16 protein-coding genes, 1 tRNA gene, 1 other RNA gene and 1 pseudogene are annotated in these 18,121 nt (G+C 70.0%); 12 read left to right on the top strand and 7 right to left on the bottom strand.

Features of this window, described 5'->3' with window-relative positions; all coding sequences use genetic code 11:
- Positions 1-110: 110 nt before the first annotated feature.
- The gene (locus KBY96_RS01590; protein WP_254977643.1) at positions 111-563 is read left to right on the top strand and encodes a pentapeptide repeat-containing protein; all 453 of its coding nucleotides are present in this window, start codon (positions 111-113) and stop codon (positions 561-563) included.
- A gap of 272 nt (positions 564-835) precedes the next feature.
- Positions 836-2,329: a mechanosensitive ion channel family protein gene (locus tag KBY96_RS01595; protein WP_254977443.1), complete on the top strand. Its 1,494-nt coding sequence runs from the start codon at positions 836-838 to the stop codon at positions 2,327-2,329.
- A 257-nt stretch (positions 2,330-2,586) separates the two neighbouring features.
- On the opposite strand, the gene KBY96_RS01600 is transcribed toward KBY96_RS01595, so the two are convergent.
- Genes KBY96_RS01600 through KBY96_RS01610 form a run of 3 tightly spaced genes read right to left on the bottom strand, consistent with a single transcriptional unit; the run spans position 2,587 to position 5,677 of the window.
- A complete protein-coding gene (locus KBY96_RS01600) occupies positions 2,587-3,960 on the bottom strand; it encodes an FAD-binding oxidoreductase (RefSeq protein ID WP_254977444.1) in 1,374 nt (457 codons plus the stop codon).
- A gap of 14 nt (positions 3,961-3,974) precedes the next feature.
- Complete coding sequence (locus tag KBY96_RS01605; protein WP_254977445.1) at positions 3,975-5,270, bottom strand: amidohydrolase family protein; 1,296 nt, start codon at positions 5,268-5,270, stop codon at positions 3,975-3,977.
- Complete coding sequence (locus KBY96_RS01610; protein WP_254977446.1) at positions 5,267-5,677, bottom strand: DUF4359 domain-containing protein; 411 nt, start codon at positions 5,675-5,677, stop codon at positions 5,267-5,269. Before KBY96_RS01610 ends, KBY96_RS01605 begins: the two co-directional genes overlap by 4 nt.
- Positions 5,678-5,722: 45 nt before the next feature.
- On the opposite strand from KBY96_RS01610, the gene KBY96_RS01615 reads away from it, so the two are divergent.
- Positions 5,723-5,795 (top strand) — tRNA-His (locus KBY96_RS01615).
- Positions 5,796-5,801: 6 nt separating this feature from the next.
- Here the strand turns inward: KBY96_RS01615 and KBY96_RS01620 are convergent.
- Positions 5,802-6,854: a DUF1611 domain-containing protein gene (locus KBY96_RS01620; protein ID WP_254977447.1), complete on the bottom strand. Its 1,053-nt coding sequence runs from the start codon at positions 6,852-6,854 to the stop codon at positions 5,802-5,804.
- Positions 6,848-7,960 carry a dipeptide epimerase gene (locus tag KBY96_RS01625; protein ID WP_254977644.1) on the bottom strand — a complete coding sequence of 371 codons (1,113 nt, stop codon included), beginning with the start codon at positions 7,958-7,960 and terminating at the stop codon, positions 6,848-6,850. The genes KBY96_RS01620 and KBY96_RS01625 overlap by 7 nt, the downstream gene beginning before the upstream one ends.
- Positions 7,961-8,051: 91 nt before the next feature.
- Here KBY96_RS01625 and miaB point away from each other — a divergent pair, with 91 nt between their 5' ends.
- The 5 genes from miaB to ftsZ all read left to right on the top strand — a co-directional run bounded on the left by miaB (position 8,052) and on the right by ftsZ (position 13,291).
- Positions 8,052-9,476, top strand: a complete 1,425-nt coding sequence (gene miaB, locus KBY96_RS01630) for a tRNA (N6-isopentenyl adenosine(37)-C2)-methylthiotransferase MiaB (protein ID WP_396122229.1) — start codon at positions 8,052-8,054, stop codon at positions 9,474-9,476.
- Between the two features lie 93 nt (positions 9,477-9,569).
- Entirely contained in the window at positions 9,570-10,718 is a 1,149-nt protein-coding gene (locus tag KBY96_RS01635; RefSeq protein WP_254977449.1) for a D-alanine--D-alanine ligase family protein, read from the top strand.
- Positions 10,715-11,125 carry a hypothetical protein gene (locus KBY96_RS01640; protein ID WP_254977450.1) on the top strand — a complete coding sequence of 137 codons (411 nt, stop codon included), beginning with the start codon at positions 10,715-10,717 and terminating at the stop codon, positions 11,123-11,125. The genes KBY96_RS01635 and KBY96_RS01640 overlap by 4 nt, the downstream gene beginning before the upstream one ends.
- Positions 11,122-11,937: an FtsQ-type POTRA domain-containing protein gene (locus KBY96_RS01645; protein ID WP_254977451.1), complete on the top strand. Its 816-nt coding sequence runs from the start codon at positions 11,122-11,124 to the stop codon at positions 11,935-11,937. The genes KBY96_RS01640 and KBY96_RS01645 overlap by 4 nt, the downstream gene beginning before the upstream one ends.
- A gap of 232 nt (positions 11,938-12,169) precedes the next feature.
- Positions 12,170-13,291, top strand: coding sequence for a cell division protein FtsZ (gene ftsZ, locus KBY96_RS01650; RefSeq protein ID WP_254977452.1), 1,122 nt, complete (start codon positions 12,170-12,172; stop codon positions 13,289-13,291).
- Positions 13,292-13,327: 36 nt separating this feature from the next.
- Here ftsZ and ffs read toward each other — a convergent pair.
- Positions 13,328-13,424: signal recognition particle sRNA small type (gene ffs / locus KBY96_RS01655), an RNA gene on the bottom strand.
- 45 nt (positions 13,425-13,469) lie between these two features.
- On the opposite strand from ffs, the gene panB reads away from it, so the two are divergent.
- On the top strand, positions 13,470-14,303 hold the full coding sequence (gene panB / locus KBY96_RS01660; protein WP_254977645.1) for a 3-methyl-2-oxobutanoate hydroxymethyltransferase: 834 nt from the start codon (positions 13,470-13,472) through the stop codon (positions 14,301-14,303).
- A gap of 754 nt (positions 14,304-15,057) precedes the next feature.
- Here panB and KBY96_RS16480 read toward each other — a convergent pair.
- Positions 15,058-15,513 (bottom strand): annotated as a pseudogene (locus KBY96_RS16480) (radical SAM protein); the annotation flags it as partial.
- A gap of 88 nt (positions 15,514-15,601) precedes the next feature.
- Here KBY96_RS16480 and KBY96_RS01670 point away from each other — a divergent pair.
- From KBY96_RS01670 to KBY96_RS01680, 3 genes are all read left to right on the top strand, one after another.
- A complete protein-coding gene (locus tag KBY96_RS01670; protein WP_254977453.1) occupies positions 15,602-16,705 on the top strand; it encodes a PIN/TRAM domain-containing protein in 1,104 nt (367 codons plus the stop codon).
- A 32-nt stretch (positions 16,706-16,737) separates the two neighbouring features.
- Positions 16,738-17,421 carry an ATP-dependent Clp protease proteolytic subunit gene (locus KBY96_RS01675; protein ID WP_254977454.1) on the top strand — a complete coding sequence of 228 codons (684 nt, stop codon included), beginning with the start codon at positions 16,738-16,740 and terminating at the stop codon, positions 17,419-17,421.
- Between the two features lie 69 nt (positions 17,422-17,490).
- Positions 17,491-18,093, top strand: a complete 603-nt coding sequence (locus KBY96_RS01680) for an ATP-dependent Clp protease proteolytic subunit (protein WP_254977455.1) — start codon at positions 17,491-17,493, stop codon at positions 18,091-18,093.
- Positions 18,094-18,121 lie beyond the last annotated feature (28 nt).

Genomic DNA, 18,121 nt, shown 5'->3' on the forward strand with positions numbered 1-18,121 from the left:
TCAGTTCCGCCCAGGCCCATCGCAGTCACCCCCTCGCGCGGCCCGGCGCCGCTGGCTTCTGGCCGGCGCTGACCCTGCTGCTGGGGCTCACCCTCGTGGGGCTGGCCCTGATGGGGCTGGCCCTGCTGCTGGCGCCGGCCCCGGCCCGGGCTGAGTTCTCGGGCGTAGACTACACGCTCACCAACCAGAACGAGGCCGACTTCCACGGCCAGGATCTGGCCAACACCTCCTTTGCCGGTGCCACCGGCCGCCACGCCAACTTCGCCGGCGCCAACCTGCACGGGGCGATCCTCACCCAGGCCGCCTTTCCACAGGCCAGCTTCCGCGGCGCCGATCTCAGCGGCGTGCTGATGGACAAGGTGGACTTCTCCGGCGCCGACTTCAGCGATGCCGTGCTCAGCGACGTGATCGCCGCGGGCAGCAACTTCGCCGGAGCCATCGTCACCAACGCCGACTTCAGCGAAGCCCTGATCGACCGGGCTGACCAGCTCCAGCTCTGCCGTGAGGCCGAGGGAACCAACCCCCGCACCGGCGCCGACACCAGGCTGAGCCTCAACTGCTAGCGACCTTGCTGATGTGTGGTGGCTGCGCAAGGTTGCGCACAGAGATTGTGTCCGGATCGCAGGCTGAAGAACCTTCGCATTCGGCGAGCGATGATGTCTTTGTGTTGAAACAGCATGAACAGCCAGAATAATCTGGCTCCGCGGCAATGGCGGTGATGCCACAAAGGACTTATCCTCGAGGAGTTGGATCCGTGGCCTCCTGTCGGAACGCGCTTTCCAGTTGATCGGAACAGGTCTGAATTCCTGCTCCCAAGCAGTCTCCCACCTGGGGCATGCCCATCCTAGATAACATCCTGCTCGCACTCGGCCTGGAGCTATCGCTGCTTGCACTGCGATTCGCCTGTCGCAAGCGCCGTCTGGCAGCGATCCCTCTACGGCTGCCCAGTCTGGCAATTCTGACCTGGCTGGCCATCCGCAGTCTCCCAGCGGAGTTTGTCACTCCTGAACTGCGTCCCTGGCTGGAAACAGCTCTCCTGCTGATCCGCTTCTACGCCGTCCTGGAGTTGGCGGTGTGGCTCACACTGGATCTTCCCAGTGCTTTGCCCTGGTGGCCGCGCCCAGCCAAGATTCTGCGCGATCTCGGCATGTTGATGGTCGCCTCCATGATCACTGTGGTGGTGCTTCAGGAACAGGCAAAGATCAATGTGGTGGGCCTGGTGACAACATCCGCCATCCTCACTGCCGTGATTGGCCTGGCGGCACAGGAATCTCTCAAGGACTTCTTTGCAGGCATCGTTCTGCAGATCGATTCACCATTCCAGGAAGGCGACTTCATCACTTCAGGTGACGGCATCGAAGGTTGGGTTGTTTCCCTCACGCTCATGAGCACACGCCTCCAGCATGCTCACGGGGCCTTGATTACTCTCCCCAACAGTAGACTGTGGAATACTGATACCGAGATTCTTCGCTTTGGTCCGCGCGGCCCGATCGCCAGGGAGATCCACGTGAATCTCGACATGATGCTACCGCCGGAGCGGGCAACGGAGATCTTAATCCGGGTGGCGCGCAGCAATCCGCTTGTGCTTCAAACACCTGAGCCCACGGCGTTCGTCTATGCCTACGCGGATCATGCCATCACCTATGAGTTGGAGGTGTGGCATGAGGACCCTACAGACAATGGGCTTGATATTCTGAGAGGGCAGCTTCTCGCCCAGATCTGGTATGCCCTTGAGCGCCAGGGCAGCAAGCTGCCCTACCCGGTTCGGGCACTGAAGCCAATGCGGCAGCCAGTCTCCAGCAAGGACACCGCTGGCTACGACACGCAGGCCCGCATGGATCTGCTGGCACAGAATGTTCTCTTCAGTCATCTCAGTCCTGAACAACTGCAGCAGGTTGCTCCTCTCACCCGCTGTGTTCGCTTTGCGGCTGGAGAGGCCGTGGTGATCGAAGGTGAGGAGGGCGATATTCTTTATCAATTGGTCCAGGGCCGGGTCGAGGTCATCAAGCTCCTGGAGGGAGGCATAGAGAGAAAAGTGGCCGAACTGGAGCCAGGAGCAATCTTCGGCGAAATGAGCGTCTTCCGCGGAGAACCGCGCAGTGCCACCGTTCGGGCATTGCAGGAATGCGAGCTTCTGGAGGTGGAACGCGACGATCTCAGGCCTCTCCTGGAAGGCAATCCACGCCTGGTGGAACGCCTGGCCGAACTGGTCAGTGACCGGCGGGCAAGCCTCAGCGATCTGAGTCGAGAAAAAAAAGAGGCCCAGGTGAATCAGTTGGTGCAGCAGATGCTCAAGATCTTCTCGGGTTTTACGGGTGTGGAATCATAAAGTCTCACACTGATTCAAATCAGACCCTGACTGACACTCACTGATTTACACCCACTGACTGACACTCACTGACGCAGCGCGGCACCTGTCAGCGCATTTCGCCGCTCGGGTTGCTGCCGCCTGAGCCTCACAGGCCGTGCCATGGGCTGGGGAGAGTTGCTGGCTGGGCAGACTGGAACATGGCCAGGTTGGAGATTCCCTTCAGGCAGGGTCGACGTTCGGCATCGCGTTCGCCGAACGCAATTCTCCGCAGACATTTAGCGCTCCAACCACCCCCTCAGCTTGCCGGGGTTGAGCAGCCCGGCCGGGTCATAGGCCGCCTTGGCGGCCACCTGATCGGCATCCACCACCCCCAGGCCGCCGTCCTCCACGGTGAGCACGTGGGGGTTGAACAGCGCGGCCCCCAGGGAGCGGGCCTGGTCCATCAGCTCCTGAAGCCGCTCCTGCCCCTGCCAGCGCAGCAGCGGCAGGGCCGCCAGCCGCGACACCCCCTGCTGGCGCACCGCCTCCAGATGCCAGAGCAGGTCGTCGCCCCAGCGCCCGCGCAGGGCCTCCAGGCAGGGGGCCACCGGCTCGGGCAGCAGCAGCTGCAGGTAGGTCCAGCCGTTCACCTGGGCCCGCCAGTGCAGGGTGGTGTGGTTCCAGCACAACTCCCGCATAGGCAGGCCGCGGCTGGTGCCCTGGGGGGCCTGCCACACGAGATCACCGCCCCGTTGCGCCAGCCAGGCGGGCAGGGGCTCGAGGGCGTCTGGGGCCGCCAGCAGCAGCAGGCGGTGCTCGCCGGCCGCCGCCGCCGGGCAGCCGGCCGGCCAGGGGGAGCGTGCGGCGATCGGGGCCTCCAGCAGGGTGAGGCCGTTGAGCAGCAAGGCTGTAGCCGGGAGAGCACGGGCCGCCTCCAGAGCCTGCTCCCAGCGCGTGAAGCCCACCACCAGCTGCTGCCAGGTCACGGCCTCGGTGGTGGGCAGGCGCAGGGCCGTGAGGATGCCGTTGGTGCCGTAGGCGTGGTTGAGGGGGGCGCTGGCGGCCGCATCCAGCTGGAGCAGCCGCGGCTCGGGCTCCACCGTCACCACCTCCAGGCCCAGCAGGTTGCCGGGATCGCGCAGGAATCCCCAGCGCAGCGAGCCGATGCCCCCCGATCCACCGGCGATGAAGCCGCCGATGGTGGCGCTGCGCCAGGTGCTGGGCACAAGCCTCAGGGCCCGCCCCTGGGGGGCCAGCTGCTGGTCGATGGCGGCCATCACGGCACCGGCCTCCACCTCGATCACACCACTGGCCGGCTCCAGGTGGCGCAGCCGCTGAAGGCCGGTGAGCTCGAGCACCACACCGCCGGCCAGGGGCACGCACTGGCCGTAATTGCCGGTGCCGGCACCGCGCACGGTGAGGGGAACGCCGTGGCGGGCGCAGGCTCCAGCCACCAGGCGCACCTGCTCCACGGCCCTGGCCCGCACCGCCAGCTGGGCCCGCTTGCCGCTGAAGCGCTGCACCAGCACCGGCGAGTAGTCGAAGTAGTCACGCGAGAGGCGCTCCAGGTCCCCGGCCTCGGCCGCCGTGACCAGCGCCAGCCCAGGATCCCGGCCCCGCAGCTCGCTGGCCAGGGCGTCGATCTGGGCATCGCTGGGGCAGGGCTGCATGGCGGCGGGTCGGGTCAGCCCATGCTGACGGCCGGCAGCAGGGGCGAGGGTTGCTGCAGGGCGGGCGGCGGCAGCCAGCGACCATCCCGCAGCACCAGGCGGCGGGGACTGCGGGCCAGCAGGTCGGTCCAGCTGCCGGCGGCCAGCAGCACCAGATCCGCAGGACCGCCCTCGCGCACCAGGCCGTCCCACTCCAGCCCCAGCAGCCGCGCCGGGGCGGTGGTCAACGGGGCCAGCCCCTGACGCTGGGCCGGCCAGAGGTGGCTGGTGAGCGGCACCAGGCGCAGCAGTTCGATCGGGTCGAAATCGCCACCCGGATACCAGGGGTCCTGCACGTTGTCGCCGCCCACGGCCACCAGCACCCCAGCCCGCTGCAGGCTGCGGATCGGTGCCTGCACCCGCAGCCGCGGGGTGCGCTCGGGCCGCCGGCCGAGCAGCCACAGATTGGTGAGCGGCAGCGCCACCACGGCGATCCCGAGGGCGGCCAGCTGCTCCGCCAGCCGCTCCAGCCGCCGCGTTCCCAGCAGGGCCACGCTGGCGGCATGGCTGCAGGTGATCGGCACGCCGCAGCGCCGTTCGGCGGCCACCGCCGCCACCAGGGACACGCCGCGGCCGGGCTGGTCGTCGGCCTCATCCACGTGCAGGTCCAGCCCCGTGCCGAGGCGCTCGGCCAGCCCCAGCAGGGCCCCCAGGGCGTCGCGATCGGAGCGCAGGCGCCCGTAGGGCGGCCCCAGCACACCCCCCAGCCAGCCACCGCGATCGGCCACCCAACGCGCCAGCTCCTCCCCCTCGGCGCTGCTCCAGTGGGCCAGAGGCACCAGGGCCACCAGCTGCAGCTCCACCCGGCCGGCCCAGCGCCGGCGCAGCTCCAGCAGCGCCTCCCAGCTGGGGCGGGTGGCCGGTCCGCCGCTGTCGATGTGGCTGCGGATGGCGCGCAGGCCATGGCGCCAGGCCCGCTCCAGGGCCCGCTCCCCCCGCTCCAGCACCTGCTCGGCGGTGCGCTGGTCGCTCTCGCGGCGGTTGCTGGCCATGGCCCCGGCGATGGTGCCCTCCGGGTTGGGGAAGGCGGCGGCGGTGAAGCACTTGTCGAGGTGGGCGTGGGGCTCCACCAGGGGCGTGAGGGCCAGGGGCAGCGACCCGGCGGCGGACTCGGCAGCAGCCAGGGGCCGCAGCATCGTGATCCGGCCCTGGCGCTGCTCCAGCTCGATCGCCACCAGCCCGTCGCCAGCGCCCACCGGCAGGCCGCTGAGCCGGGGATCCACAAGGGCTCGCGGCAGACGCAGGCGGAGGCGCTCGGGGGCCTCCGTCACGGCTGCTCATCGTCGAGGCTGGCCTGCACGATCACAAACCGGCCCGCCACGCCCAGCACGGTGGCGCGGAAGCGGGGCACCTGCCAGATCAGTACTTGCTGCCCGCCCACGTCACTGCGATACACACTCAACAGCCCCAGGTTCCAGCGTCGGGTCTGGCGGCTCACCAGGGCCCCGAGGGCCACGTTCTGGGCCTGCACCAGTTCGCTGCAGTTGGGCACTGCCAGGCGCAACAGGGGCGGCAGCGCGTCGCCCTCACACAGCAGACGGTCGAGCTCATCCACCAGGTGGGTGGCGGCAAAGCGCTCGTAGGCCGCCGGCGAGGGGTTGCTCGCCCCCAGCCCCGCCGCCGCCAGAGCGGCCAGCAGCAGCCCACCAAGCCAGGAACCGCGGAGGGCAGGGGCCAAGCGGGAGCAGCAGCCGGACGCATTGGTACATTGGCACCCACCACGGCGGGCGTCGCCAAGTGGTTAAGGCAGCGGCTTGTGGCGCCGCTATTCGGGGGTTCGAATCCCCTCGCTCGCCCTACTCTCAGGCCAATAAGGCCTCCAGCAGCTCCTCGCCCCCGTGGCGCACCGGATCGCTGCAGGGCAGCCCGATGAGCTCGGCGGTGGCGGCCAGCGCGGCGGCAGCGGCGGCGGCATCCAGCTGGGCGGTGTTCAGCGCCACGGCCCGAACCCGCGGACGCAAGCCGTCGGCCCGGCCGAGGGCCGCCAGGCTCTCGGCCGCCGCGATCAGCTCGTGCAGCGGGGGGATGGGCACCTGCGGCATCCCCTTGAGGTGGCGCTGACCGGCCCGATGCACCAGCAGCAGGTGGGTGGGCTGGCTGCCGCGCAGCAGCGGCAGGGTGGCGCTGGAGCCGGGATGGGCCAGCGAGCCCTGGCCCTCCACCAGCAGCAGGCCGTCGGGCCCCAGACCCTCACCCGCCTTCAGCACCGCCGCCTCCACCGCGCCGGCGGCGTAGTCGACCCGCACCGCATCGAGGGCCACACCGGCGCCGCTGATCAGGATGCCGGCCTGACCGGTGCCCACGAAGCGGGCCGCCACACCCCGCCGCCGGGCCGCGGCCTCCAGCTCCAGACAGGCGCTCATCTTGCCCACGGCCATGTCGCTGCCCACCGCCAGCAACCGCTGGCAGGGGAGGGCCGAGGCGCGGCCGCTGGCCACCTCCAGACCCGGCGGTTCGTGGCGCAGATCCCAGATCCAGGCCGGATCACGCCGCAGTGCCGCCAGTTCCGGATCGTCGCCGATGCGGCTGTGCAGCCCGCAGGCCACGCTCAGGCCGGCCGCCAGCGCCGCCGCCAGATCGGCACGCACCGCCGGCCCCAGCCGCCCGCCCGAGGGGGCCAGGCCCACCACCGCCACCTCGGGCTCGAAGGCGAGCGCCGCCGCCAGCGAGGCCACCACCGGCACGGGCCGGTCGATGCCGGTGACCTCCAGCAGCGGGCGGCCGGCGTGGGCCGGATCCACCACGGCCACGATCGGGCCGGGGCGGTAGCGCAGCAGGGCCAGACCGGTCTTGCCGGAGAGGTCGGCCAGGCCGCCGTGCAGCAGCACCACCAACCGCTGATCGGGACTCAGCATGAATCGCCCCGCCGCAGCTTCGCCTCCATCTCAGGACGCAGCATGATTCCCACGCCCGGAGCGTTGGCCGGCAGCAGCGTGTCGCCGCGCAGCTCCCCTCCGCTGAAGGGATCGTCCACCAGGTTGAGGTGGCTGTCGAGATCGGGCCAGCGCACCAGCGGCAGCAGCTGGGCGGCGGCGCCGTTGAGCAGGCCGCCGTCGGAGTAACAGCCCAGCATCACCCCCAGCCCCAGCCGGCGGGCCGTGCGCGCCATCAGCAGTGCCTCAGCCAAACCGCCGCTCTTGAGCAACTTGATGTTGATGCCGTCCACGTGGGGGGCCAGGCGCAGCAGATCCTGCAGATCCCAGCAGCTCTCATCGGCCACCAGGGGCATGGGGCACTGGGGCTTGAGGGCAGCGAAGCCGGCGAGATCGCGATGGGGATCGGCCAGCGGCGCCAGCGGCTGCTCCAGCAGCACCACCCCGGCCCGCTGCAGGGGGTCAAACATGGCGCGGGCGGCGGCCAGATCCCAGCCGCCGTTGGCATCCACCTGCAGCTCGCAGGGGGCGCCTGTGCTCTGGCGGCGGCGTTCGATCGCCACGGCCACCGCCTCCAGCAATTGGCGATCGTGGTCGATGCCGTCGGGACTGCCCAGCTTGAGCTTGATCCGGGTGGCCGGCAGCTGGGCCCACCAGCGCTCGAGCCGCGCCAGCACCGCCGCGGGCTCCCCCAGCCCGAGGGTGACGCTGGTGGCGACACAGGCCCCCGCATCCAGGCCCCAGAGCCGGTGCAGCGGCTGCCCCAGCCGCTTGCCCCACCAGTCGTGCAGCGCCAGATCCAGGCCGCAGCGGGCCGGCGGCGAGAGCTCCGCCAGCAGCGGCTCCAGGGCCTGAAGCGGTTGGGGCTGCAGCTCCTCCAGTTGCGGAAACACCGACTCCAGCTCCACCGCCACGGCGTCGGTCTCGAACCGGCGATGGCCTGTGTCCAGGCCGCCGGTCTCGCCGAAGCCGGTGATCCCCCCATGCTCCAGCTGCACGAGCAGGTGCTCCACAGCCGCAGTGGTGCCGCGGCTGATCGCCAGGGGCACGGCCTTGGTGAGGGCAAAGCGTTGCAAGCGGCAGCGCATCGGGTCGGCGGCCCCAGGCCAACGGTGTGGCCCGCTCACGCTGGCATGGATGCGGGCACCGTCCGCAGCCGTGATGGCCGAAACTGGGGCGATGACGGCCACCATCCCTGCAGCACCCGGCACCGCCCCGGGTTCAGTCCCCACCTCCGCCCCCACGCTTCCCTCAGCGGCCGGGCGCGGCAGCTACTGGATCACCACCTTCGGCTGCCAGATGAACAAGGCCGATTCCGAGCGCATGGCCGGAATCCTCGAAGCGATGGGCTACTGGCCCGGCGTCGACGAACACAGCGCCGATTTGGTGCTCTACAACACCTGCACGATCCGCGACAACGCGGAACAGAAGGTGTACAGCTATGTCGGGCGCCAGGCCCAGCGCAAGCGCAGCAACCCCCATCTCACCCTGGTGGTGGCGGGCTGCGTGGCCCAGCAGGAGGGGGAATCGCTGCTGCGGCGCGTGCCCGAGCTGGATCTGGTGATGGGGCCCCAGCACGCCAACCGCCTCGACACCCTGCTGGCCCAGGTGGAGCAGGGCCAGCAGGTGGTGGCCACCGGGGAGCACCACATCCTCGAGGACATCACCACGGCCCGCCGCGACAGCTCGGTGTGCGGCTGGGTGAATGTGATCTACGGCTGCAACGAGCGCTGCACCTACTGCGTGGTGCCCTCAGTGCGGGGCCAGGAGCAGAGCCGGCTGCCCGAGGCGATCAGGCTGGAGATGGAGGGGCTGGCGGCCCGCGGCTTCAAGGAAATCACCCTGCTGGGCCAGAACATCGACGCCTACGGCCGTGACCTGCCCGGCATCACCCCCGAGGGCCGCCGAGCCCACACCCTCACCGACCTGCTCCATCTCGTGCACGACGTGGCGGGGATCGAGCGGATCCGCTTCGCTACCAGCCACCCGCGCTACTTCACCGAGCGCCTGATCGACGCCTGCGCCGCGCTGCCCAAGCTGTGCGAGCACTTCCACATCCCCTTCCAGAGCGGCGACGACGCCGTGCTCAGGGCGATGGCCCGCGGCTACACGGTGGATCGCTACCGCCGCATCGTGGCGCGCATCCGCGAGCGCATGCCCGATGCCGCCATCAGCGCCGATGTGATCGTGGCCTTCCCGGGCGAAACCGACGCCCAGTACCGCCGCACCCTCGATCTGATCGAAGAGCTCGGCTTCGATGCGGTGAACACCGCCGCCTACTCGCCGCGGCCCAACACACCGGCGGCCGACTGGCCCGATCAACTCCCCGAAGCGGTGAAGGTGGAGCGCCTGCGGGAGCTCAATGCCCTGGTGGAAGCCAAGGCCAGGGAGCGCAGCGCCCGCTACGCCGGCCGCCTCGAGCAGATCCTGGTGGAGGGCAACAACCCCAAGGATCCGGCACAGGTGATGGGCCGCACCCGCACCAACCGGCTCACGTTCTTCCCCGGCCGGCGAAGCGATGGCACGGCGATCCTGCCGGGCGAGCTGGTGGACGTGCGGATCGGGGAGGTGCGCGCCTTCTCCCTGAGCGGCACACTGGCCTGAGTTCCAGCCCAGCGCTGTGGCGGCAGCAACCGTCTGCAGCGCCTGTGGACTGCATTTCCCAGCCCGCCGATGCCTCCTGCCGCCAGCTCCGCTGTGACCGATCCCACGCCGGTTTGCGCCGCTCCGGTTCACGTCGGCCTGGTCTTCGGCGGGGCCTCGGGCGAGCACGCCATCTCGATCCGCTCGGCCGCCACCGTGCACCGGGGGCTGCGGCAGGCAAAGAATGCCCAGCGCTACCTGGTGCACTGCTTCTACATCGACCCGGCGGGCCGCTGGTGGGGCCCGCAGCTGGCTGATGCGGTGCTGGCCCAGGGCATCCCGGCCAGCGCCGAGCAGCTTGAGCAGGCCCTTGGCCAGCCCACAGCCCCTCCGGCGGCGCCCGGCTTCCGCGGCTTTCCCGCCGGCGCCCTGGAGATGGACGTGTGGTTTCCGGTGCTGCACGGCCCCAACGGTGAGGACGGCACCATCCAGGGCCTGTTCAGCCTGATGCAGGTGCCGTTCGTGGGCTCCGGCGTGCTGGGCTCTGCGGTGGGCATGGACAAGCAGGCCATGAAGGCCGCCTTCGCCGCCGCCGGCCTGCCCCAGGTGCCCTACGCCTGCGTCCATGCCAGCGAACTTCAGGCGGAACCGGAGGGTGAACCGCTCGCCCTGCTCGATCGCCTGGAGCGGCAGCTGGGCTACCCCTGCTTCGTCAAGCCGGCCAACCTGGGCTCCTCGGTGGGCATCAGCAAGGCCACCGACCGCGCCGGACTGCTGGCGGGGCTGCACGAGGCCGCCGCCCTTGATCCCCGGATCGTGGTGGAGCAGGGCGTGACGGCCCGGGAGCTGGAGTGCGCGGTGAAGGGTGGCAGCGGCCGGCCGCTGCAGGCCTCGGTGCTGGGCGAGATCCGCTTCGACGCCGACTGGTACGACTACGAGACCAAGTACAGCGAAGGCCGCAGCCACACGCTGATCCCGGCGCCGGTGCCCGAGGCGGTTGCCCAGCGCGCCCGGGCCATGGCCATCCAGGCCTGCGCGGCGGCGAACACCCAGGGGCTGACGCGGGTGGATTTCTTCTACGACGAAGCCAGTGGTGAGCTCTGGCTGAATGAGATCAACACCCTGCCGGGTTTCACCAGCCAGAGCATGTATCCGATGCTGTGGCAGGCCAGCGGTGTTGCACTCGATGCGCTGGTGCACGAACTGGTGCAGTCGGCGGGAGAATGCCGCCATTCCCTGCTCGCCGGAGGCCTGGGGCAATGAGTCACGGACTGCTGTGGCTGCCGCTGCTGCTGGTGTTCGTGTTGCTCGTGGCCCTGGGCTGGCTGGAGCGGCGGCGGCAGCAATTGTTTCGGGAGTGGGCCGAAGGCTCCGAGCTGGCCAAGCTCGACGGCTGCGGAGCGGCACGTCTGGTGGATGGGGTGCTGAGTTGGAGCCGCTTCGAGGCCGGCCAGCTGCAGCTCGAAGACAGCTTCATGATCAAGCAGCTGGAGCTGGTGGAGCTGCTCGCCCTGGGCTCCGGTGAAGCCCCCCTCACCGAGGAGGCCCAGGGCAGCTGCCGGCTGCGCCTGGTGGGTGGCGGTGAGCAGAAGGATCTGGCCTTCGCCGATGCCGAGCGGGCCCGGCGCTGGATGGGCGAGCTGATGTCCCGCTCCCGCTGCGAGCTGTGAGCCAGGCCCGCCCCTTGCCCCCGGGAGTGGAGCGCCGGCGGGAGCTGCGCCTGCAGCGCCGCAACGAGCGCCTGCGCAACGCCTGGCAGATGCTGGTGCTGCTGGGCCTGAGCGCCGGCCTCGGCACCCTGCTTCTGCGCCAGGGCTGGACCCTGAGCAGCGCCGAGCAGGTGGAGGTGGAAGGCAGCCACCACATCGACCGCGAGCAGGTGATCAACGCCGCCGGGCTGAACTTCCCCCAGCCCCTGCTCAGCCTGGAGCCACGGCGCCTGGAGGCGGAGCTGCAGGACACCCTGCCGGTGATGGAGGTGCGGGTGAGCCGCTGGATGGCCCCGCCACGGCTGCGGGTGGAGCTGGTGGACCGGGAACCCGTGGCCCGGGCCCAGCGGCTCGGGCCCAAGGGCCTTGAGCAGGGCTACGTGGATCGCCAGGGGTACTGGATGAGTGCCCGTCAGGTGCAGGGCCTGGCGGGCGCCGCCAGCGAGGGGCCGCTGGTGCTGGGCTGGCGAGAGCACCACCGGCCCAGCCTCACCCTGATGCTGCAGGCCAGTGAGCGGCTCAGCGCCGACCTGCGCCAGATCCGCTTCGAGCCCAACGGTGCGCTCTCGGTGCAGAGCGCCCGTCTGGGCGAGGTGCACCTGGGCCCCGGCGACAACCGGCTGCCCCGCCGGCTGGAGGTGCTCAACCACCTGATCGAAACCCTGCCCCCCCATCTCCAGGGCAAGACACTGCAGGCGATCGACCTCACGGAACCGGAGCAGCCGGAACTGGCCTTGAAACAGCCGCCCAGAACGGCCGCCGCCAGCCCGTGATCAAACCCTGATCGAGCCGGAATCAGTCGCTGTAATGTGCGCACACGAGCAGCAGCCCCCCAGAAAGCCGGTAATCGTGTGAAACTTCCCCGATTCCGCCGAACAGGCGCTCGACAGCATGCACGGGCAGGTCAACGGGCAGGGGCAGTTCAACCAGACCAGCCTCGAGGTGGACGCCCCTATGGGAGCTGAACTCCCCTCCGCCAACGGAGATTCCCCCCACTCCACCGTCATGACCTCCAGCCCAGCCCAGAACCTCGGCATCGTCCCCAGCCAATCGGCTCGGATCGAGGTGATCGGCGTGGGCGGTGGCGGCAGCAATGCGGTGAACCGGATGATCGCCTCCGATCTCCAGGGTGTGGGGTATCGGGTGCTCAACACCGACGCCCAGGCCCTGCTGCAATCGGCCGCCCAGCACCGCACGCAGCTGGGCCAGATGCTCACCCGCGGCCTCGGGGCAGGGGGCAACCCGGTGATCGGCCAGAAGGCCGCCGAGGAATCCCGCAGCGAACTGCAGGAATCACTCCAGGGTGCCGATCTGGTGTTCATTGCCGCCGGCATGGGCGGCGGCACCGGCACCGGCGCGGCGCCGATTGTGGCTGAGGTGGCCAAGGAGGTGGGCGCCCTCACCGTGGGGATCGTCACCAAGCCGTTCGGCTTCGAGGGCCGCAAGCGCCAGCGCCAGGCGGAAGAGGGCATCGCCCGCCTCGCTGAGCATGTGGACACGCTGATCGTGATCCCCAACGATCGCCTGCGCGATGCCATCGCCGGAGCTCCCCTGAACGAGGCCTTCCGCGCCGCCGACGACGTGCTGCGCATGGGCGTGAAGGGCATCAGCGACATCATCGTGCGCCCCGGCCTGGTGAACGTGGACTTCGCCGATGTGCGCTCGGTGATGTCCGATGCCGGCACGGCCCTGCTGGGCATCGGTGTGGGCTCCGGCCGCAGCCGCGCCAGCGAGGCCGCCCAGGCGGCCATGACCAGCCCCCTGCTGGAGTCGGCCCGCATCGACGGCTCCACAGGGGTGGTGATCAACATCAGCGGCGGCAAGGACATGACCCTTGAAGACATGACCACCGCCTCGGAAGTGATCTACGACGTGGTGGATCCCGACGCCAACATCATCGTGGGCGCCGTTGTGGACGAACGCCTCGAAGGTGAGATCCATGTCACCGTGATTGCCACCGGTTTCGACAGCGGTGCTCCCTACCGCCATGAGCGGCCGGCGATGAGCTTCAACGACGCCAATCTGCTCGGCGGCGGCACTCCGGCTCCCCAACAGCGCGAAGACCGTGGTGCCATGATTCCGCCGTTTCTGCTCAACCGGCAGGCCCGTCAGTCAAGCGAGAGCTGAGAGGCAAGCGAGAGCTGAGCGGAACCGTTTCAAGAGGGTGACCCGGAGTCCACGCCTGCTCTGAGCATCCCGTGTGGCTGCTACCTTCCGGTCCTGACCAGGTTTGGGCGTCAAGGCCGCGTGGGTCCGAGTCGAGTCGATGCTAGCAATGCATCCTCTCTGAGCCTTCGCCGTGCCCCTGCGCCCCGCGGATCTGCTGCGTCGCAAGCAGGCCGGCCTGCCGATCACCGTGCTCACCGCCTGGGATGCCCTCTCGGCGGCGCTGGTGGCCGAGGCCGGCGCCGACGCGCTGCTGGTGGGCGACTCCCTGGCCATGGTGGTGCTCGGTCACCCCACCACCCTGCCGGTGACCCTCGAGGAGATGCTGCACCACTGCCGGGCCGCCGGGCGGGGGCTGGCCGGCAGCTGCGCGGCGGGCCAGGAGCCGCTGCTGATCTGCGACCTGCCCTTTCTCAGCTACCAGTGCAGCACCGATGAGGCCGTGGCCGCCGCCGGGCGGGTGCTCAAGGAAACGCCGGCGGCGGCGGTGAAGCTGGAGGGCGCCGAGCCGGAAACCCTGGCGGTGATCGACCGGCTGGTGCGCAGCGGCATCCCGGTGATGGGCCACATCGGCCTCACGCCCCAGTCGGTGCACCGCCTCGGCTACCGGCGCCAGGGCAACGATGAGGCCAGCCGCCAGCGCCTGATCCACGCTGCCGACGCCCTGCAGGCGGCCGGCTGCTTCGCGTTGGTGCTGGAGCACGTGCCGGCGGAACTGGGGGCTGAGCTGAGTGGCCGGCTGCAGATTCCCGTGGTGGGCATCGGCGCCGGCGACGCCTGCGACGGCCAGGTGCGGGTCACCGCCGACCTGCTGGGTCTGACGCCGCGCCAGCCCCCCTTCAGCCCGCCGCTGCTGCCGGGACGGCAGCGGGCGGTGGAGGCGCTGCGCCAATGGATCGCCGACCAGCCACGGCCAGCCGCTCTCCCCGCTGCTCCCACCAGCCCAGCACCTCCCGCAGCACCCCATTGCTGAGCGCCAGGCCGGCCGGATCGGCCAGCCGCCAGCGGCCGCCCTCCTCCAGCAGCAACCCCTCCTCCAGCCAGGGCTCCAGGCGGCGGCGCAGCTCCGCGAGGGCCTGGGCGGCCTCGGCCGCCGGCCACCCCGCCGCCGCCAGCAGGGCCGGCAGGCGCACCCCCTCGCGGCGGCGCAGGCCCACCATCAGGCGCTCATCCAGCGGCAGGCCGGGGCGGGGCGGAGCAGGGACGGCCGGGGCAGAGGGGGGCGAGGCGAGGCTGTGCTCCAGCCAGGCGGCATAGGCCTCCCGGGTGCGCGGCCGGGCCTGGCGCTCCCCCCAGGGGGCAGCGGTGGCGCCCATGCCGAAGCCCCACCAGCCGGCGCCACTCCAGTACACACGGTTGTGGCGCGAGGCGTGACCGGGCCGGGCGTAGTTGGAGATCTCGTAGTGGCCGTAGCCCGCCGCCGTGAGCTCAGCCCAGGTGAGGTCCATGAGGTCGGCGGCCAGGTCGCTGTCGGGCAGCTCCAGCTGGCCGCGCTCCAGGCGCCGGGCAAACACCGTGCCCGGCTCGATCGTGAGGTCGTACACCGAGAGGTGCGGGGCACCGGTGGCGATCGCCCGGCGCAGCTGCCGGCGCCAGCCGGCCCGGTCCTGGCCCGGCGCCGCCTGGATCAGATCCAGGCTCCAGCTGGCCAGCGCGCCGCGGCCACGGGCCTGCTCCAGCCAGCGGGCCGCCTGCTCCAGGTCTTCCCCGCGGTGGCGCCGCCCCAGGGCCGCCAGCACGGTGTCGTCAAAGCTCTGGCCACCCAGGCTGACGCGGTTGATTCCGGCGGCCAGGTAACCGGCCAGGCGGGCCTGATCGAAACTGGCCGGATCCAGCTCCAGGCTGATCTCGGCGCCGGGGGCCAGGCCGAAGCGGGCGCGCAGCGCCCCCAGAAGCTGGCCCACCTGGGCGGGGGTGAGCAGGGAGGGGGTGCCGCCGCCCAGGTACACCGTGCTCAGGGGCGGACCGGCGGGGGAGGCGGCGATCTCGCGCTGCAGCAGCCCCAGGTAGGCCGTGATCGAGCTGGCTCCTGGCGCGCCCGCCTCACCGGTGGCCCGATCACCCAGGGGCACCACCGGAAAGTCGCAGTAGAAGCAGCGCCGGTGGCAGAAGGGGATGTGCAGGTAGGCGCTGCGCGGGGGGCGGGGGCGCGGTGGTTCGGGGCGCGTTGTGTGTGCGAACACGATCAAGTGCGGTTACCCCCGCCGGCCAAGTGCCCGGGTTTCAGGCATGCTGCCTGCCTGAGCGGACGACACACCAGAGGCAGCGTCAATGGTGGACTCCCTCATTCTGATTCTGTTCCTGATCTCCGGGGCAGCGGCCGGCTGGCTGGGGGTGGACCTGCTGCCGGAAGCGCTGCTGGTGCAGGTGAACAACCCCGAGGGGCTGCGCACGGTGCTGGGCGGTTTCGGGGCGTTCTTCGGCCTGCTGGCGGGATTCTTCTTCGGGCAGCTGCGCCGCCGGCTCACCCAGCAGGTGCGCTCGATGCCCACCGACCTGCTGGTGAGCCGCGCCGTGGGCCTGATCCTGGGCCTGCTGGTGGCCAACCTGCTGCTGGCGCCGATCCTGCTGCTGCCGCTGCCCTGGGAGGTGATCTTCATCAAGCCCCTGGCGGCGGTGCTCAGCAACGTGTTCTTCGGCGTGTCGGGCTACAACCTGGCCGAGGTGCACGGCCGCACCCTGCTGCGCCTGTTCAGCCCCAGCAACGCCGAGGCCCTGCTGGTGGCCGAGGGGGTGCTGCGGCCCGCCACCGCCAAGATTCTCGACACCAGCGTGATCATCGACGGCCGCATCCGGGGTCTGCTCGATTCGGGCCTGCTGGAGGGCCAGGTGATCGTGGCCCAGTGCGTGATCGACGAACTCCAGACCCTGGCCGATTCCGGTAACGCCGAGAAGCGCGCCCGCGGCCGCCGCGGTCTCAAGCTGCTCAGCCAGCTGCGCGACAGCTACGGTCGGCGGCTGGTGGTGAACAGCACCCGCTACGACGGCAAGGGGGTGGACGACAAGCTCCAGACCCTCACCGCCGACACCGGCGGCACCCTGCTCACCGCCGACTACAACCTGGCCAAGGTGGCCGAGGTGAAGGGCCTGCAGGTGCTCAACCTCAGCGAGTTGGTGATCGCCCTGCGGCCGGAGGTGCAGCCCGGCGATGAGCTGCAGCTCAAGATCGTGCGCGACGGCAAGGAGGCCGAACAGGGCGTGGGCTACCTCGACGACGGCACCATGGTGGTGGTGGAGGGGGCCAGGGGCCGCCTCGGCGAGCGCCTCGACGTGGTGATCACCGGGGCGCTGCAGAACCCCACCGGCCGCATCGTGTTCGCCCAGCTCGAGCCCGCCCGCCATCGGAGCGAGCGGGCCTCGGGCAGGCCCCGCTAGGCTCCGTTTCAGTGCATGAGCAAGGTTCGCGGATGTCGGTGTCAGCCCCCTACTACGGCGACTCCGCCGTGATGCGCACCCCACCCCCGGATCTGCCCTCGCTGCTGCTCAAGGAGCGCATCGTCTACCTGGGCCTGCCCCTGTTCAGCGACGACGACGCCAAGCGCCAGATGGGCGTGGACGTGACCGAGCTGATCATTGCCCAACTCCTCTATCTGGAGTTCGACAACCCAGACAAACCGATCTTCTTCTACATCAACTCCACCGGCACCTCCTGGTTCACCGGTGATGCCATCGGCTTTGAAACCGAGGCCTTCGCCATCGCCGACACGATCCGCTACGTGAAGCCCCCGGTGCACACCATCTGCATCGGCCAGGCCATGGGCACCGCGGCAATGATCCTCAGCGCTGGCGCCAAGGGCCAGCGGGCCGCCCTGCCCCACGCCTCGATCGTGCTGCACCAGCCCCGCAGCGGCGCCCGCGGCAAGGCCACCGATATTCAGATCCGGGCCAAGGAGGTGCTGCACAACAAGCACACCATGCTCGAGATGCTGTCCGAGAACACCGGCAAGAGCGTGGAGCAGCTGGGCAGAGACTCCGAACGCATGACCTACCTCACCGCTGAGCAGGCCAAGGACTACGGCCTCATCGACCGCGTGCTCACCAGCCAGAAGGAGTTGCCCACTCCCGTTCCCACCGCCGCCGGCATCGGCTGACGATCGCCTGCGGCATCGCCGCCGGCCCAGCTCTCCGTTCCTCTCTTCCCCCCAAACTCTCCTCAAGCCATGCCCATCGGCACCCCCAGCGTTCCCTACCGCCTGCCCGGCAGCCAGTACGAGCGCTGGGTGGACATCTACACCCGCCTCGGTGTGGAACGCATCCTGTTTCTGGGCTCGGAGGTGAACGACAGCATCGCCAATGCACTGGTGGCTCAGATGCTGTATCTCGACTCGGATGACAACTCCAAGCCGATCTACCTCTACATCAACTCCCCAGGTGGCTCGGTGACCGCCGGCCTGGCGATCTACGACACGATCCAGTATGTGAAGAGCGACGTGGTGACGATCTGCGTGGGGCTGGCCGCCAGCATGGGCGCCTTCCTGCTCGGGGCCGGCACCAAGGGCAAGCGCCTGGCGCTCCCCCACAGCCGGATCATGATCCACCAGCCCCTGGGGGGCACCAGTCAGCGCCAGGCCAGCGACATCGAGATCGAGGCGCGCGAGATCCTGCGCATCAAGGACATGCTCAACCACAGCATGGCCGAGATGACCGGCCAGCCCTTCGAGAAGATCGAGAAGGACACCGACCGCGACTATTTCCTCAGCGCCGCCGAGGCCAAGGAGTACGGCCTGATCGACCGGGTGATCTCCCACCCCAGCGAGGCCTGAAACCGGCTGGTCAGCCCTGGGCCGGGTG

Origin of the sequence: Cyanobium sp. ATX 6A2 (assembly GCF_024346355.1) — a bacterium.
Taxonomy (GTDB): Bacteria; Cyanobacteriota; Cyanobacteriia; order PCC-6307; family Cyanobiaceae; genus NIES-981.

Coding starts and splice junctions, on each gene's coding strand:
- KBY96_RS01625 (WP_254977644.1), bottom strand. CDS start 7,960: ATGCGCTGCCGCTTGCAACGCTTTGCCCTCACCAAGGCCGTGCCCCTG.
- KBY96_RS01620 (WP_254977447.1), bottom strand. CDS start 6,854: ATGCTGAGTCCCGATCAGCGGTTGGTGGTGCTGCTGCACGGCGGCCTG.
- KBY96_RS01590 (WP_254977643.1), top strand. CDS start 111: ATGGGGCTGGCCCTGCTGCTGGCGCCGGCCCCGGCCCGGGCTGAGTTC.
- miaB (WP_396122229.1), top strand. CDS start 8,052: ATGACGGCCACCATCCCTGCAGCACCCGGCACCGCCCCGGGTTCAGTC.
- KBY96_RS01680 (WP_254977455.1), top strand. CDS start 17,491: ATGCCCATCGGCACCCCCAGCGTTCCCTACCGCCTGCCCGGCAGCCAG.
- KBY96_RS01600 (WP_254977444.1), bottom strand. CDS start 3,960: ATGCAGCCCTGCCCCAGCGATGCCCAGATCGACGCCCTGGCCAGCGAG.
- KBY96_RS01675 (WP_254977454.1), top strand. CDS start 16,738: ATGTCGGTGTCAGCCCCCTACTACGGCGACTCCGCCGTGATGCGCACC.
- KBY96_RS01595 (WP_254977443.1), top strand. CDS start 836: ATGCCCATCCTAGATAACATCCTGCTCGCACTCGGCCTGGAGCTATCG.
- ftsZ (WP_254977452.1), top strand. CDS start 12,170: ATGACCTCCAGCCCAGCCCAGAACCTCGGCATCGTCCCCAGCCAATCG.
- KBY96_RS01640 (WP_254977450.1), top strand. CDS start 10,715: ATGAGTCACGGACTGCTGTGGCTGCCGCTGCTGCTGGTGTTCGTGTTG.
- KBY96_RS01670 (WP_254977453.1), top strand. CDS start 15,602: ATGGTGGACTCCCTCATTCTGATTCTGTTCCTGATCTCCGGGGCAGCG.